Origin of the sequence: Granulicella rosea (assembly GCF_900188085.1) — a bacterium.
Taxonomy (GTDB): domain Bacteria; phylum Acidobacteriota; class Terriglobia; order Terriglobales; family Acidobacteriaceae; genus Edaphobacter; species Edaphobacter rosea.
In genome coordinates this window covers 58,522-73,996 of sequence record NZ_FZOU01000014.1, presented here as the reverse complement: position 1 = coordinate 73,996, position 15,475 = coordinate 58,522, and the positions used below count along the sequence as shown (strand labels likewise).

At 59.3% G+C, this 15,475-nt stretch carries 11 protein-coding genes and 1 pseudogene; 9 read left to right on the top strand and 3 right to left on the bottom strand.

The window, feature by feature from the left end; genetic code table 11:
* Positions 1 to 974, bottom strand: a pseudogene (locus tag CHB87_RS21010) (hypothetical protein); the annotation flags it as partial.
* A gap of 166 nt (positions 975 to 1,140) precedes the next feature.
* Here CHB87_RS21010 and CHB87_RS21005 point away from each other — a divergent pair.
* On the top strand, positions 1,141 to 3,009 hold the full coding sequence (locus CHB87_RS21005; RefSeq protein ID WP_245818158.1) for a glycoside hydrolase family 2 protein: 1,869 nt from the start codon (positions 1,141 to 1,143) through the stop codon (positions 3,007 to 3,009).
* A 132-nt stretch (positions 3,010 to 3,141) separates the two neighbouring features.
* Here the strand turns inward: CHB87_RS21005 and CHB87_RS21000 are convergent, their stop codons facing one another.
* Positions 3,142 to 4,158 carry a LacI family DNA-binding transcriptional regulator gene (locus CHB87_RS21000; protein WP_089410418.1) on the bottom strand — a complete coding sequence of 339 codons (1,017 nt, stop codon included), beginning with the start codon at positions 4,156 to 4,158 and terminating at the stop codon, positions 3,142 to 3,144.
* 19 nt (positions 4,159 to 4,177) lie between these two features.
* Positions 4,178 to 4,645, bottom strand: coding sequence for a hypothetical protein (locus CHB87_RS20995; protein ID WP_089410417.1), 468 nt, complete (start codon positions 4,643 to 4,645; stop codon positions 4,178 to 4,180).
* 256 nt (positions 4,646 to 4,901) lie between these two features.
* Between CHB87_RS20995 and CHB87_RS20990 the strand changes: the two genes are divergently transcribed.
* From CHB87_RS20990 to CHB87_RS20960, 8 genes are all read left to right on the top strand, one after another.
* Positions 4,902 to 6,545: a rhamnogalacturonidase gene (locus tag CHB87_RS20990; RefSeq protein ID WP_089410416.1), complete on the top strand. Its 1,644-nt coding sequence runs from the start codon at positions 4,902 to 4,904 to the stop codon at positions 6,543 to 6,545.
* 15 nt (positions 6,546 to 6,560) lie between these two features.
* A complete protein-coding gene (locus tag CHB87_RS22055) occupies positions 6,561 to 6,743 on the top strand; it encodes a hypothetical protein (RefSeq protein ID WP_142988469.1) in 183 nt (60 codons plus the stop codon).
* Between the two features lie 989 nt (positions 6,744 to 7,732).
* The gene (locus CHB87_RS20985) at positions 7,733 to 8,362 is read left to right on the top strand and encodes a ParA family protein (protein ID WP_089410415.1); all 630 of its coding nucleotides are present in this window, start codon (positions 7,733 to 7,735) and stop codon (positions 8,360 to 8,362) included.
* Entirely contained in the window at positions 8,355 to 8,624 is a 270-nt protein-coding gene (locus CHB87_RS20980; RefSeq protein WP_089410414.1) for a hypothetical protein, read from the top strand. Before CHB87_RS20985 ends, CHB87_RS20980 begins: the two co-directional genes overlap by 8 nt.
* 127 nt (positions 8,625 to 8,751) lie before the next feature.
* Complete coding sequence (locus CHB87_RS20975; RefSeq protein ID WP_089410413.1) at positions 8,752 to 9,684, top strand: replication protein RepA; 933 nt, start codon at positions 8,752 to 8,754, stop codon at positions 9,682 to 9,684.
* 1,538 nt (positions 9,685 to 11,222) lie between these two features.
* Complete coding sequence (locus CHB87_RS20970) at positions 11,223 to 12,830, top strand: glycoside hydrolase family 43 protein (protein WP_217897086.1); 1,608 nt, start codon at positions 11,223 to 11,225, stop codon at positions 12,828 to 12,830.
* 159 nt (positions 12,831 to 12,989) lie between these two features.
* Entirely contained in the window at positions 12,990 to 14,297 is a 1,308-nt protein-coding gene (locus CHB87_RS20965; protein ID WP_089410411.1) for a Gfo/Idh/MocA family protein, read from the top strand.
* Positions 14,298 to 14,513: 216 nt separating this feature from the next.
* Positions 14,514 to 15,473: a sugar phosphate isomerase/epimerase family protein gene (locus CHB87_RS20960; RefSeq protein ID WP_089410410.1), complete on the top strand. Its 960-nt coding sequence runs from the start codon at positions 14,514 to 14,516 to the stop codon at positions 15,471 to 15,473.
* The last annotated feature ends 2 nt before the right edge of the window (positions 15,474 to 15,475 follow it).

Here is a 15,475-nt window from a genome sequence, read left to right as displayed (position 1 = left end):
GAGTCGAGATCGTTGTCGTGCTTGTCGAGTTCGAAGTGATTGGTGGGCGTGAACCAGTCGAGCAGTTGCAGCCGCGGCGTCAGCTTCATGAAGCTCTCGCTGAAGTTCTTTACGCCGTCCCAGCTTCCGTTGCCGGTCACAACGTAGACGTTGCCCTGTTCGTCCGCGGCCGGTCCCTGGCCCGACTGCCAGATGCTGGCCTCCGAACCTGTCGGCGAGGTGTTGAGCACGTTCACGAGCTTCAACGTCTTCGCGTCGTAAGCCATCAGGAAGCCGTGATACGGCTCCTTGTCGCAATGCGATGCGTAGCCCACATACACCATGCCGCTGGCCAGCAGCAGCGCGGGGCGCTGGTTCTGCATCAGCGCATGGAAGCCCTCGGCGTGGATGGTTACCGGGCTCTCGGGCATATCGGCGCCGGTCGCCAGATCGAGCGCGTGAAGCCGCTGCGTGTAACCGGAGAGCGGGCCATCCTGTGCGCCCACGCGGGTCAGCGCGACGACGTACAGCACGCCGCGCGCCTTATCGATCACCGGCGTGCCGATGATGCCCATCTTCCCGTTGATGTCCAGGCAGCCGAAGTCGGTGCTGTGGACGTTCGCCGGCGTTCCGAAGTTCACATGCCACAGGGGCGCGGCGGCCTCGCTGTCGTTGGCGTCGAAGGCATAGACGCTGTTGTTCACGGTCGTCACATAGACGAGATCGCGCGCGCCGCCATCTACGTTGACGCCGGTAACGACCAGCGGCTGCGTATAGAGCTGGTCGTCGACCGTCCGCTTGAAGAGCATGCCGAAGCGGGCCGGGTTGACGTTGGCCGGGGTCAGGATCGTCTCGCGCGCATTGACGCCGGTGCGGCCGTTGTCGTTGTGCTGCGTCAGTACATCGACCTGCGCGTGAGCGCCCAGGGAGAGGAGCGTCAGCAGGCCGGCGCATACATACTGGCGGACCGCCACTGGCTTCATAGATTTACCCATCGATCGCATCCTCTTGATAGCTGAAGTGATGATTATAAGTCGACGAAAGGGAGAGGGTGTTTGAAACGAAATTCGACAAGTCGAGCTTCGCAGGATAGGATTTTTCAAATAAGAATAGCCGATTCTGACAACGGTGTCCTTCTGGGCCGCCGAATCGAGGATGAATATGCCCGCAAACCGCCGGCCGATACTACGGCAGATCCCGTGCCTTGCGATGCTCTTCTGCATCAGCCCGATGCTCGCAGCGTTCGGCCAGCAGCAGCCGTTGCAGACGCTGCTTGTCGGAATCGATCACCGCGACGCGGTCAGCCTCGATGGCGACTGGCACTACCTGGTCGACCAGTTCCCTTTCCGTGCGCTCTACACGGACTCCGGCGCCATCAACGATCGGGGCTACGGCCGCAATACCCATCCGAATATTGCGAGCGGCGCGCACAACGATGAGTACGACTTTGCGACGGCGCCCACCCTGAAGGTTCCGGGGGATTGGAACACGCAGGTTCCGCAGCTCTTCAACTACGAAGGCGTTGTCTTCTACGAGAAGGACTTCGACGCTCAACCGAAGCCGGGCGCGCGGACGTTTCTGCACATCGGCGCCGCCAACTATCGTTCGCATGTATGGGTCAACCAGAAGCGCGTCTGCGATCACGAAGGCGGCTTCACTCCGTTCGATTGCGAGGTGACGGGCGTGCTCCATGCGGGTTCGAACTACGTCGTGGTTGGCGTCGACGCGACGCGGCTGGTCGATGGGATTCCATCGACCCGGTACGACTGGTTCAACTACGGCGGACTGACGCGGGACGTGTCCCTGGTCACTCTCCCGGCGGCGTTCATCGACGACTACGACGTACACCTTACTCACGGCGCTACGTGGCAACCGGGTAACACCGAACTCTCCGGGTACGTGCATGTGCTGGATGCGCCGGCCGGCACGGCGGTGACGCTGTCGATTCCTGAAGCTGGCGTCCATGCGTCGTTGAAGACCGACGCCGATGGGAACGCGGCCTTCGCGGTCAAGGCGAGCAAGCTCGCGCTGTGGTCGCCCGAATCGCCCCGGCTCTACAAGGTCTCGATGGCCTCCGGCGCCGACAAGCTGACGGATGAGATCGGATTTCGCGACATCCGCGTGGAGGGCACGCGCATCCTGCTCAATGGGAAGGCGGTGTTTCTCAAAGGCGCGAACGTACATGCGGAGGCGCCCATCCGGGGCGGACGCGCGAACAACGACCAGGACGTCGCGGTCATCTTCGGCGCGCTGAAAGAGCTGAACGCAAACTTCGTCCGGATGGCCCACTACCCGCATGACGAGCGGATGACGCGGGCCGCCGACCGCAACGGCGTCATGGTCTGGTCGGAGATTCCGAACTGGCAGCAGATCGCGTTCGACAGGCCGGAGGTCTATGTCAAAGATGTCGCGATGCTGAAGGAGACGATTCGCCGCGACCGGAACAAGGCCTCGGTCATCCTGTGGTCGGTGTCGAACGAAACCCCGAACAACTCCACGCGCACGGCCTTCCTGACCAACCTGGCCAACGAGGCCCGCCGGCTGGACCCCACGCGCCCGATCACCTCCGCGTTCGACACGGAGCACATCAAGGATGGCGTCGGCACGCTCGACGATCCGTTTACGAACGCGCTCGACGTGATCGGCATCAACGAGTATCTCGGCTGGTATACCGGGGCGCCAGAGGCGGCCGACAGCGTGCGCTGGATTCTTCCGCGGAAGCCGCTCATCATGAGCGAGTTTGGTTCCGAGGCCAAGGCCGGCAATCATGGCCCGGCGACGCAGCGCTGGACCGAGGAGCAGCAGGCCTCCGTCTACAAACACCAGTTTGCGATGCTGTCGAAGATCTCCGAGCTTCGCGGCATGACGCCCTGGGTTCTGTTCGACTTCCGCTCGACGACAAGGAACATCCCCGTGCTGCAGGACGGTTATAACCGCAAAGGTTTGCTGTCGGAGGACGGCAAGAAGAAGCAGTCGTTCTTTCTGCTGCAACAGGCTTACAAGGACAATGCCGTGGGCAAGCCGGAGTGACTTTGGGATCGAGCCGGAACAAGCAACTGCGAAGACGAAACGCAGGTTCTTCGCACCGCTCAGGATGACAGGCGTTTCGTGTGGCCCCGGGTGTAAGCGTTTCAGTTGCTGGGCGGCACACGGCGAGCCGCGCTAAGACAGTGAGCGGCAGCCGCAGGACTCTCTGAGGATGAGACTGGTCGGCAGCACCAAAGTGCGGGGCTCGACGCGTCCGCCCTTCAGGCGCTCGAAGAGCAACGTCGCGGCCTCGCGGCCGAGCATCTCGGCGGGCTGCTTGACGACCGACAGAGCCGGCGTCAGCATGTCGGCCAGGTCGAAGTCGTCGAACGAGAGCATCGGCACATCGCGTCCTGCGGTCTTTCCCAGTTCGCGCAGGCCGCGCAGACTGAGGATGGTGCAGACCCAGTTGAGGCTCAGGATCGCGTCGGCCTGCTGCAGATCGAAGACCTGATCCTTCAGCCATGCGGGGGTGAGCATGCCCTCGTGGTCGACGAGGCAGACGCGCGGCTCGATCCCGGCAGCCTTCATGGCGGCGCGGTAGCCTGCCACGCGCTCGCGGCAGGTATAGAGGTGCGGCCGGGCGCCGATGGCGACGATCCTCTTCAAACCGTGGCCGAGCAGATGGGCGGTCGCCTCGCGCGTGCCGCGGCGATTGGTGACGGTGACCGAATCGAGATCGGCGTTGCGAAGCTGCTGGTCGAAGGTCACGGCGTGGACGCCGTTGGGAAGCAAATCGCTGAAAGAATCTTTGCGGCTGTCGGCCGGGGCGACGATCAGGCCATCGATCTGCCTGCCGACGAGGCTGACGATCTCGGATCGTTCGACGTCGACATCGCCGCCCGAACTGGCGAGGATGACGACAAATCCGTTGGCTCGCGCGACCTCCTGCACGGCGTTCACGGCGTTTGCGGTGAAGGGATCGGAGAGGTTCGGCACGATCATTCCAATCGCCGCGGATCGTTGCGCCTTGAGTCCGCGCGCCAGCTCGTTCGGGCGATAGCCTAGCCGCTCCATGGCGGCCTTGACCCGGATTACCTTATCCTCGTTGACCCTGGCGTTGTTCAGTACGCGAGACGCTGTCTTTAGAGACACGTCCGCCAGACGAGCAACATCCAGCAGCGTGGGAGCTTGACTTTTCCAAATAGCCATCTCTCAGCAAATCTAGACGTTAACTCAAACGAAGTCTACCCTCATCCACCGCGGCCAACGATCCAAGGGCGGTTCCGCGCGTCTCCGGGTACCAAAGCCGGACAACGACGATCTGCAACCCCATCATGAGGGAGAAGAGATAGAAGACCATTACGGATGAGGCATGCTGCACGCGCGGGAAGATGGAGATCAGCATCGCATTGGCGATCCAGTGGACGGTCGAGCCATAACCCTGATCGCAAGAACAAGGGGCCATTCCGCCGGAACGGGCAACGCCCGGGCGCGTGACCTGGCCGTGCATCTCCGATCCCCAACGGCCGAAGAGTTCCCATGTCGAGAAGTCGTATTTGATGAAGCCATAGCCCCACGCAATCGTCTGGCGGACGCTGTTCAGGGCCTCGTCGAGAGCCTCGGGAACGGCCAGGTCGAAGGCCAGGTTGGCGTGGGACGAACCTTTGCCGAAACGCTCGGGCGAAGCGGAGGTCACACCGTAATTTTTGACAACGGTGTCTCAAGACGAACAGTATTGCCTCTGAGATTCGATTGTCAACCCAAGCGGCAGGAGTCGCAACGGGGGTATAGGAATCGCCTTCTATCGCGGGCGGGATCGGTTGCTCCATTGAAATATTTTCCACTTCTCGATTCGAGACGAATGCCAGGCGTATTGCATGCGGCTCATTTTTCGACATCGGTGTCATCATTGTTCCCCGCGGATGCGGACGTGTGCTAGTCTGGCTGGCGACATGGATGCGCGCCGCCGAACTCTCCTCAAACTTTCTCCTTTCGCCATCACGGCTGCCACGACGACCATCGGGCACGCTGCTCTCGCTGAAGCCCCGGCGGTCGCGCAGGATGCGACCTTCAATGTTCGGACCTTCGGCGCTACCGGCGATGGCAAGACCGTGGATACGCCGGCCATCAACCAAGCCATCGAGGCCGTTGCGGCCGCAGGTGGAGGCGTCCTGATCTTTCCGGCGGGCGTCTATGTTTGCTTTACCATCCGGTTGAGGTCGCGGGTCGACCTCTATCTGTCGCGCGGATGCACGATCCTCGCCGCCGATTCGCCGAAGCCGGGCGAGACCACCGGCTATCGCGGAGGCGTCTACGACGACGCCGGGCCCGCGCAACCGTGGGAGGCGTACCAGGATTATGGGCACAATCACTGGGCGAACTCGCTCTTCTACGGTGAAGGTCTCCATGATTTTTCCATTCTCGGTCCCGGCCTCATTCATGGCAAAGGTCTCGCCCATGGCACCGCCTCGACCCGTGCCGGCTATGACAACTTCGTCGCCGAGCAGGCCGGCGTGGGCAACAAGACGATTGCGCTGAAGAATTGCCACCATGTCCTGCTGCGCGACTTCTCCGTGCTGCATGGCGGACACTTCGCGGTGCTCGCTACCGGCGTCGATAACCTTACGCTCGACAATCTGCTGATCGACACGGAACGTGACGGCTTCGACATCGATTGCTGCCACAATGTGCGGGTGTCGAACTGCACGGTCAACTCGCCGTCCGACGACGCCATCTGCCCCAAGTCTAGCTACGCGCTGGGCTATGCGCGCACGACCGAAAATGTCACCATCGCCAACTGCTTCGTCACCGGAGCGTACGAACTTGGCAGCGTTGTCGACGGCACTTGGAAGAAGTCCGCGAAGGGGCGCGGCAACGGCCGCATCAAGTGCGGCACGGAGTCGAATGGCGGCTTCCGCAACATCGCCATCTCCAACTGCGTATGCGAAGGCTCGAAGGGCATCGCGCTTGAGACCGCGGATGGCGCGCTGATCGAAGATATCGCCATCTCGAACATCACGCTGCGCGATACCGACGATATTCCCATCTTCCTTCGGCTCGGTCGTCGCAACCGTGGGCCTGTCGAGACGATGCGGCCTGGCTGTCTGCGCCGCGTTCTGGTGTCCAACGTTGTCAGTTACAACGCCACGTCGAATGCGGCGGCCATTCTCTCGGGCATCCCGTCGAACCTGATCGAAGACGTCAAGTTCAACAACTGCTACTTCGAGAATGCAGGACTGCCCACGACCTTCGGCTCGGGCGGCAACACCAAACCCTTCCCCGACTGGCGCACCATCCAGACGCCCGAGACGGAAGACGGCTATCCCGACCCGAGCCGTTTCGGGCCCACGCCGTCGAAGGGATTTTTTGTTCGCCATCTTAAGAACCTTGAGATGGCGCATGTGGAGATTGCCTCTTCCACGCCCGACCCGCGACCGGCGTTCTGGCTTGAGGACGTGCATCGCGCGGACTTCTTCGCTATCACAGCTCCGCCGCAGGCCAACTTCGCGCTTCGCCATGTGAGCGATCTTCGTATTTTCTGGTCGCGTGCCGCAAAGGATACGACGATCGACACGGTCGTCGATCGAACCATTTAGAAATTGGGGTCTTGCATGAATCGTCGCGAAGTACTGCAGCTTCTGGGCACAGCCGGGATCGCTCAGACCGGCGTCGCATTTGGAGCTACGCCCCAGGCCAGGAGCCATGCTCTTCTTCTACGGCCACCGGACTTCGGCGCGAGGCTCGACGGCGTCACGCTGGATTCGATGATGACGCTCCGGACACGGTCGCCGTGATATCGATAAAAGACGTGGCGCTGTCGGTCCTCATTTTTCTTGTCGTTGGTCCGATGTTCAACATCGCACCGACTAAATTCCGGTCCGGCGCCTGTAAGTCGATAGCGACGTTTTGCAACGTCTGAAACTACTCGCAGACGCGCCGCCTGAATACAAGAAACTGCACAGGCTACGCCCGCACGCAGGCTTCCCTCTCGCCAGTCCATGCCAATGCTTGGATGTGCGGCTTGCCTCCTTTGCGCAACCGTTCTCCGATTTGTCCCTCTGATCCCGAATAAATGCGTGAACGCGCAGCTATACCCGGCGGGTATTTTTCTCAACTGCCGGGGTCAGGCGCGCAGAAAATACAGTGTTTACAGCGGGAGAGACGTCGGTCAAGCATTCGGAGCGCTTGCGCTCTACCTGTTGCGATGGCCGCTAGAGTGGCGGGCGCGTTAACGAAGGAGCGAACTCCATCGCGGTTCTTTCCTGCTGGCTGGAGTGGTGAAAAAAGATGAGGGAGCGCAACGGATAAGCTAGCTGCTAGATTGTTAGCTGCTATCTTTCACCTTTACGACGCCTTACGCGACGCCATCCTGCCTTCCAAGTGTCGATGAGTCGAATGCGTGTGGACTCCTGAAGAGGCATGGGGCACGAGCAGGAAAAGTAGCTGCCAGTTTAATAGCTGCTTGATTGCTAGATACCCTCTCGCTATATGCGCGACATCCGAGACTCGGGGACAATGCCGTGGCGGCACCGCTTTGTGCTGCCACGGCAAGTGAGAGATGCGCGGAGCATCTCGAAGGCGGTTTCGTACAAGTCGGGGCGGATCTAACAATAAAATCTAGCTGCTAGTTAACTATCCAATAGATTGATTGCCTGGCGGCCGATCCTTATAGAGTTTCTGCGCAATGCTGGAAGTTTCTTGGATCAGTCCGAGTCGCTAGCAATCTAGCTGCTAGCAAAATTGCGGTATAGCTGCTAGATTTCTATATGAGGTAAGAAGGTATATGGCTCAGATCGTAGGCTTCATTTCACAAAAGGGAGGTGTCGGCAAATCGACCCTCGCCCGGGGGCTTTCCCGCGAAGCTGCGCATGGGGGACTGAACGTTAAATTGGCGGACCTCGACACCCAGCAGGGCACCTCAGTCGATTGGTACCGGCGGAGGCTTGATCACGGGGCGGACCCAATTTTTTCGGTGGAAAGTTTCAAAAGCGCCGCGCAGGCGATCAAGATTGCGGACGAGTTCGATCTTCTTCTGCTGGATGGGCCGGCGCGCGCGAGTTCAGCCACGCTTGAGATTGCCAGGGCCGCTACCCTGGTTGTGCAGCCCAGCGGGGCCAGTGTCGACGACCTCCGCCCCGCAATTTTGACCTTCCACGAACTCGTCAAAGCCGGCATCCCGAAACGCAAGCTGGTCTTTGCGCTTTGCCGAATCGGAACCGAGGCGGAAGAGGCCGAAGCGCGCTCCTATATCGACCAGGCGGGATATGTCGTTCTGGAAGGTTCTCTACCGGAACGTCCTTCCTATCGGCAGGCCTCCAATCTGGGTCTGGCCGTGACCGAAACCCGTTATCCTCAACTCAACCAGCGAGCAGACAAACTCATGCAATCCATGGCGGACCGACTCAATGGCTAATTTCACGAAACCTCAACGATCGAAACTTCCCCCACCGCCCGCCCTCAACGAGGCCACCGACAATCTTCGCGCGCCGGAGCACGCGCCTCTTGGCGTGGTCGACGGACGGACGCTCAGAGCTACGGGCAGGACGCAGCAGTTGAGTACGCGCGTTACCGAAGCCTTCCATCGTGAGCTTAAGGTATATGCCGTCCAACACAAACTGAAGCTCAACGAACTGCTTGAAATGAGTTTTGAAGCGTTTAAACGCGCGAACAGATAGCAGCTATAAATCTAGCCGATATCTATATAGCTGCTAGATTTATATTCGCAAGCTTAATTGTCGCGATCCTCCGAATCGGCACGCCGTTTCAAAATCCATTGCTCTCGCGTCAGGGAAGGCCGTTCTTATGACCAAGGATGTTGGCGAAGTTCAGAAACCAGTAAAGCGGACAAAGAGTGGGCTTTCGCCGAAGCAGGAACGAATCATCCAAACGGCGCTCGATCTGGATAACGATCCTAGCGGCCAGGCCGACGTCAGCTATATGCACAGCGTGCTGACGCAGGTGAGTCTCCCCCGGCGGAAGGTATTGGGAGATAGCTTCGAAAGAAAGAGCGGAAACGCATCGGTGCTCTTGCAGGCCGGCAAGCTCTGGAACGGCCACACCTTCGATGAACAGCCCCTTCCATACGGGCCGATGCCGAGGTTGATCATCGCGTGGATGAGCACGTTCGCCATTCGCAACAAGACGCGAGAGATTCCCGTGGGCAATTCGGCAACGGAGTTTCTGGAGATCCTCGGCTACACCGTCGGAGGAGGAAAGAGGGGCACGTTCACGACCTTCCGGCAACAAACCCGCTCCCTGGCGGCGGTGCGCATGACCTTGGGTCTAGGAACCAGCACCTTCAATGGCGGCATGATTCAGCAGTTCGACGCATGGCAGAGCGAAGGGAAGAACATGGCCCTCTGGCCTGGACGCCTCGTTTTGAGTGAGAACTTCTACGACAGCCTCATCAAACGGGCGGTGCCTCTCAACAACCAGGTCCTCAGAGCCCTCCGCGGGAGCTCGCTTGCCCTCGATATCTACACCTGGCTTGCGCAGCGGCTGCATCGTGTCCACAGCACAGCCGGCGATGAGATTAGCTGGACGCGCCTCAAAGAGCAGTTTGGGCACGAATACTCGGACGACGCTCAGGGCCGAAAGAATTTCAGGAAGGAATTCGAGTCCGCTCTCCACGATGTACTTCGCCTATATCCCAAAGCCAGAATTGAGACCAACGTGAAAAACGGTGAGAATGTCGGCAAAATCCTTCGCCTCTCCCCGCCACCCGTCTCGAAATAGCATGTTTGAGCGCAACAAATCGCGCTGCGGAGATGGGATGATGAATCGCCACCCCACCGGGTGGGCCATTTGGTCGCGATAAATCGCCACCGGCGCATTTGGGTGGCTTTCTCGTGATGAATCGCCACCTGACGGTCCGACCAGCCGGCCGTGATGAATCGCCACCCACCTTCTCCAGATGATGAATTGCCACCCCAGCGCCTGGCCCATGATGAATTGCCACCCAAGGCGAGACCAGGTCGTGGTCGGCATGATGAATCGCCACCGCATCCAGGATGACGGCTTCATCCTGAGGCGGCGGACAACGCATTGGTGATGAATTGCCACCCCAATCCACCTTTCGCGTGATGAATCGCCACCAATCGACGCCACTCCGTGCGGATCGATGATGAATCGCCACACCGGAGGACAGATTCCGATGATGAATCGCCACCCCAAGGAACGCAGCTTGTACATGATGAATCGCCACCCGCCGCCGGGTGATGAGTTACCACCCATGAATCTCCTTACCGCAATCATTGCCACGACATAGCGACATTCTCTCAACCAGCGCGGATGGAATCGAGGATCATGCGCAGGGACCTGCAGCATAAGAATGGGCGAATCGCAGGATCATCACCCAACCGACGCGATGAGAGAGATTCTGGATCTCACCGCCGGGAGCCGAAGCGGGCCTGTTACGCGGCCACTGTTCGAATGAACCAAACGCTCTCATCGATGCGCTGCAAGCATGATGAATTGCCACCCCGGAAAGAGCATCCGCCTTAGCTTTCTTCAGGCAGGCAGCTATCTCTGTTCGGAACGAGCACCGCAACCGTATGTTGCGGGCCGGCACTCTTGAATGATGAATCGCCACCCCACAGGGCAAACCTCGTTTTACACAGATTTCCCCAGCCAACAGGACTTTTCCACGATGAATCGCCACTGCTTCCACGATGAATCCCCACACCGCATCTGTGATGAATCGCCACCAATTTCGTGATGAATTGCCACACCGCTTAATAGGTATCCTGTAGTTAACCGGTAGTAACCCTATAAAAGCCGGTAGTTAGCTGGATACTTCCTGTGAAACACAAACCGATTCGAGTCTCTTGAAGATAAACTTATGAAGTTGCGCTGTCCTACGGCGCGCGCTACCGGAAGCAATAAGTTTGGCCCAGCCCGGGTGCCGCTACCGAGAAACGATGGTTTCCCTTGCTTCGTTCCGGTTGTCTGCTCAAGCCCCATAGGGTTCCAGAGGGACGGATGCGCCGTCTTATCGAGCCGTGATGAATCACCACCTCATATCGCACTTCATGCGTAGCGGCTAAGCTTTGGTGCAGTCGAAATACGGCGCCGTTGAAGCGGTCGATGGACGACGCCGCAATGGAGCGTCAGCAGATGGAAGAGAGAGCGGGCTGCACTCCGGTACTTGTCCAGACCTCCATCTGACCGGGCCGCGGTCGAGACGATCCTCATAGCCGACTCAAAAACTGGCGGGACGACTAGACTCAAGATCGTGGCGGACAGCCACATGGCGAGGATGAATGATATTCGGTTTGAGCACACTCAAGCGATCGGCGGCGGCCTGGCTGGCTTTGATTGGATTGTTCTTGTTTTCTCAACCCAGCGAGAGCCGAGCGCAGTCGCGTGCAGGATCGGAAGCGAAGAATTTCCAGAATCCTGTTCTATGGGAGGACCTGGCGGATATCGACATCATTCGGGTCGGAGATGCTTTTTACTATTCCGCCTCGAACATGCATTATTCTCCGGGAGCGCCTCTGCTTCGTTCTTACGATCTGGTGCATTGGGAGTATGTCGGCCACTCGATTCCTGTGCTGGACTTCTCTCCAGCGTATGACCTTCACGGCGGACGAGCGTATGTGGGCGGAAGCTGGGCTTCTTTTTTGGGCTACCGCAAGAGCGAGAAGACCTTCTATTGGGGAGGCTGCATCGGCTTCAAGAAAACACATATCTTTACCGCTCCTGCGGCGGAGGGCCCCTGGACCAGGAAGGCCATTCTCGACAACTGCTACTACGACGCCGGTCTGTTGATCGACGACGATGACACGATGTATGTTGCATACGGCAATACGACGATCCATGTGGCGCAGCTATCCTCCGACGCAAAGCATGAGGTGAAGACGCAGGTCGTCTTCAGAACTCCGCCCGGCATAGGAGTTCTTGAGGGTTCGCGCTTTTATAAGGTCAATGGGAACTACTACATCTTCACGACGCGGCCCGCCAATGCGGAGTATGTCCTGAGATCGACGACCGGACCGTTTGGCCCATACGAGATCCGACCCCTGTTGGTCGGCGCAAGCAGCCCCGTACCAGGGGCGGGCGTGCCGCATCAGGGAGGGATTGTACAAACACCGAAGGGAGACTGGTATTACATGGCGTTTACGGATGCCTTCCCAGGTGGCCGAATCCCGGTCCTTGCTCCGCTCAAGTGGGGTGCGGATGGTTGGCCCGCGGTTGGGTTGGTCGAAAATGCGTGGCAATCTTCCTACCCGATGCCATCGGTTGAAACGGACCATCGGCCGGACACAACCGGGGCCAGGATAGAGTTGTTTCAAGCCCGTACCCTTGGTCCGGAGTGGGAGTGGAACCATAACCCCGACACTACGAGTTACTCTCTCGGGCATGGGCTGACCTTGCGGGCCGCCACCGTTACAGATGATCTGTACGCAGCGCGCAACACGTTGACGCATCGGATTGTCGGACCGACGTCCACCGCAACGATTTCGATCGACTGCTCTCATATGGGCGATGGCGATCGCACCGGACTTGCTCTGTTTCGCGACTCCTCGGCATGGATTGGCGTTGTACGCGATGCAGGGAAGCTGCGAGTCGTGATGCGTAACGACATCACCATGGATGAGCACTGGAACACCAAGAGCACAGGGACCGATATCGCCAGCGTGCCGACGGACAAACAACACATCTGGCTGCGGGCAGCCGCGGATATCCGCCCCGGTGCGGGACACACCGCAACCTTCTCCTACAGCACCGATGGAGTGACGTTTCGCCCACTGGGCGTGCCCTTCGTTCTGAGTAATAGCTGGCAATTCTTCATGGGCTACCGCTTCGGCATCTTCAACTACGCCACGGCCAAGCTGGGCGGGTCGGTAGAGGTGACTTCCTTCCAGCTCACCACGCCATGAAACGTCGCCGACAACCCTGTCTTCCTTGAACTCTTTTTGTCCTCGTGTCCGGCTGCCGGGGAGGGCGTTCTTGTCTTCCGCTGTCATCGCATGCTTTACTGCTGTATCGCGTTTCGGCATCGTTCGACGCGCACAGGTAAGCGGGCTATCGGGAGGACTATGATCACGCGCCGGACCTTCAATCGACTTGCTGCCAGCGCAGCGATTGCGTCGACAGCAAAGAGCTACAGCCAGATCGTCGGCGCGAACGACCGTGTCAACTTTGCCGTGATCGGGTTGAACAGCCGCGCCTATGCTCACCTCTCCTCGCTGAAGGCGAATAAAAGCAAGGCTCGTCTCGCCTGCGTGTGCGACGTGGAGAGCAACATACTAGCCAAGTATGCCTCGGCCGCGCAACGGGAGATGGGTGAGGCGCCAATGGCGGAGCGGGACTTCCGCAAGGTTCTTGCCATGCGGGAGATCGACGCCATCACGATCGCTACTCCGGACCACTGGCACGCGCCGATGGCCATCATGGGCGTGCAGGCAGGGAAGCATGTCTACGTCGAAAAGCCATGCAGCCACAATCCCCAGGAGGGAGCGTTGCTGGTGGCTGTGCAGCGCAAGTACGGCAAGCTGGTGCAGATGGGCTCGCAGCAGAGATCGTCTCCCCCCACCATCGAGATCGTCGAGAAGATTCACAACGGGCTGATCGGCCGCGCGTACTTCGGCAAAGCCTGGTACAGCAATATGCGTAAGTCCATCGGTGTGGGCAAACACGTGCCGGCGCCCGCGACACTCGACTGGGATCTGTTTCAGGGACCGGCGCCGCGTGAGGATTACAGGGACAACGTTCAGCCTTATAACTGGCATTGGTTCAAGACCTGGGGCACGGGCGAGTCGCTCAATAACGGCACCCACGAGGTGGATATCTGCCGGTGGGCTCTCGGCGTCGCATATCCGAAGGCCGTGACCGCGAGCGCCGGCCGCTATCACTTCAAGGACGACTGGCAGTTTTACGACACGATGGTGACCAGCTTCACCTATGAAGACGCGATGCTCTCGTGGGAGGGGAAGTGCTGCAACAACATGAAGTATTACGGGCGCGACCGTGGATCGTGCATCATGGGCACGAACGGCACGGTTGTGATCGACCGCGACGGCTACGAGATCTATGACCTGAAGGGCAACAAGACCAGCGAGTTCAAGCTGCCGCATACGACCTCTTCGTCCGATCTGGTCGGCAGCGATTCCATGACCGATCTACATTTCGCCAATCTCATCGCCGCCATTCGAACGGGCGAGAAGCTGCGCCAGCCAATCGAGCAGGGCAACGTCTCCGTCACCCTGATGCAGCTTTCGAACATCGCGTGGGAGGTTGGGCGGGAGCTTCACATCGATACAACGGACGGCAAGATTCTCGACGATCCAGAGGCGATGAAGCACTTCGGTCGCCGGTACGAACCTGGGTGGGAGCCTCATCTCTAACTCGTCTTTCGTTACGCGACATCGTCACCCGGAAGGACGTCCATGAACCCGCTCTCCCGCCGCAGCTTCCTACGTTCCAGCGCACTGACCGGCGCCGCCGATTCGTCTCGGCCTGGCGAGTGCGTGCTCGCGGAGATGACGCAATCAGGAAATTAGCGTTGAGTCCAGACGCGATTGATCGATCGAACTCTTTTGATGAATTACAGGAGCTACGCTATGAAGTCAGTATCCCGTCGAACCTTCGTTGGTGGAGCCGCCGCGGCGACCGCCTCTCTTCTGTCGCAGCGCGCCTGGGCTGCCGCCTCGAAGTTTAAAGTAGGCGTGATCTCCGATGAGATCTCGCAGGATTTCGACCACGCATGTTATGTCATCAGCAAGGAGTTCGGTCTCCACTTTGTCGAGCTTCGTGAACTCTGGGGCAAGAACCTGCAGGCGATCACCGATGCGCAGATCGCCGAGGCGCAGAAGATCATTGCGAAGTATGGTCTACAGGTCACCGATATCGGCAGTCCCTTGTATAAGGTCGATTGGCCGGATGCGCCGCATTCCTCCTATGGGTCCAAGGGCGATATGCATGGCGCCGCGGAGACGACCTTCAAACAACAGGACGAGGTTCTGGCGCGCTCCATCTCGCTCGCCAGACAGTTCAAGACGAATAAGGTGCGGTGCTTCGACTTCTGGCGCATCGACGACATCAAGCCGTATCGCAAGGCGATCAACGAGAAGCTCCAGCAGGCTTCGGAGACGGCGGCCAAGGACAACGTCATGCTTGTGCTGGAGAATGAGTTTGCGTGTAACACTGCAACGGGGCGTGAGGCAGCGGCTACGCTGGCGGCTATCCCGTCCCGCAACTTCGCGCTCAACTGGGATCCCGCCAACGCTGTCATGCGTGGGGAGCTGGACGCCTTTCCGGGCGGTTGGGAGAGCCTGCCCAAGAATCGCATTCACCATTGCCATGTCAAGAACGCGGTGAAGAACGACGCAGGCAAGATTGAGTGGTCGCCGGTCGACATCGGCTTCATCGATTGGGCGGCGCAGTTCAAGGCGCTCAAGGACATCGGCTATGCGGATGCAGTGAGTCTCGAGACGCACTGGAAGGGCACAGGCACGACGGAGGAGGCCAGCAGAATCAGTTGGGCAGGGATGAAGAAGGAGTTGATGAAGGCCGGCGCATAAAG

Coding starts and splice junctions, on each gene's coding strand:
- CHB87_RS22055 (WP_142988469.1), top strand. CDS start 6,561: ATGAATCGTCGCGAAGTACTGCAGCTTCTGGGCACAGCCGGGATCGCT.
- CHB87_RS20980 (WP_089410414.1), top strand. CDS start 8,355: ATGGCTAATTTCACGAAACCTCAACGATCGAAACTTCCCCCACCGCCC.
- CHB87_RS21000 (WP_089410418.1), bottom strand. CDS start 4,158: ATGGCTATTTGGAAAAGTCAAGCTCCCACGCTGCTGGATGTTGCTCGT.
- CHB87_RS21005 (WP_245818158.1), top strand. CDS start 1,141: ATGCCCGCAAACCGCCGGCCGATACTACGGCAGATCCCGTGCCTTGCG.
- CHB87_RS20975 (WP_089410413.1), top strand. CDS start 8,752: ATGACCAAGGATGTTGGCGAAGTTCAGAAACCAGTAAAGCGGACAAAG.
- CHB87_RS20960 (WP_089410410.1), top strand. CDS start 14,514: ATGAAGTCAGTATCCCGTCGAACCTTCGTTGGTGGAGCCGCCGCGGCG.
- CHB87_RS20990 (WP_089410416.1), top strand. CDS start 4,902: ATGGATGCGCGCCGCCGAACTCTCCTCAAACTTTCTCCTTTCGCCATC.
- CHB87_RS20985 (WP_089410415.1), top strand. CDS start 7,733: ATGGCTCAGATCGTAGGCTTCATTTCACAAAAGGGAGGTGTCGGCAAA.
- CHB87_RS20965 (WP_089410411.1), top strand. CDS start 12,990: ATGATCACGCGCCGGACCTTCAATCGACTTGCTGCCAGCGCAGCGATT.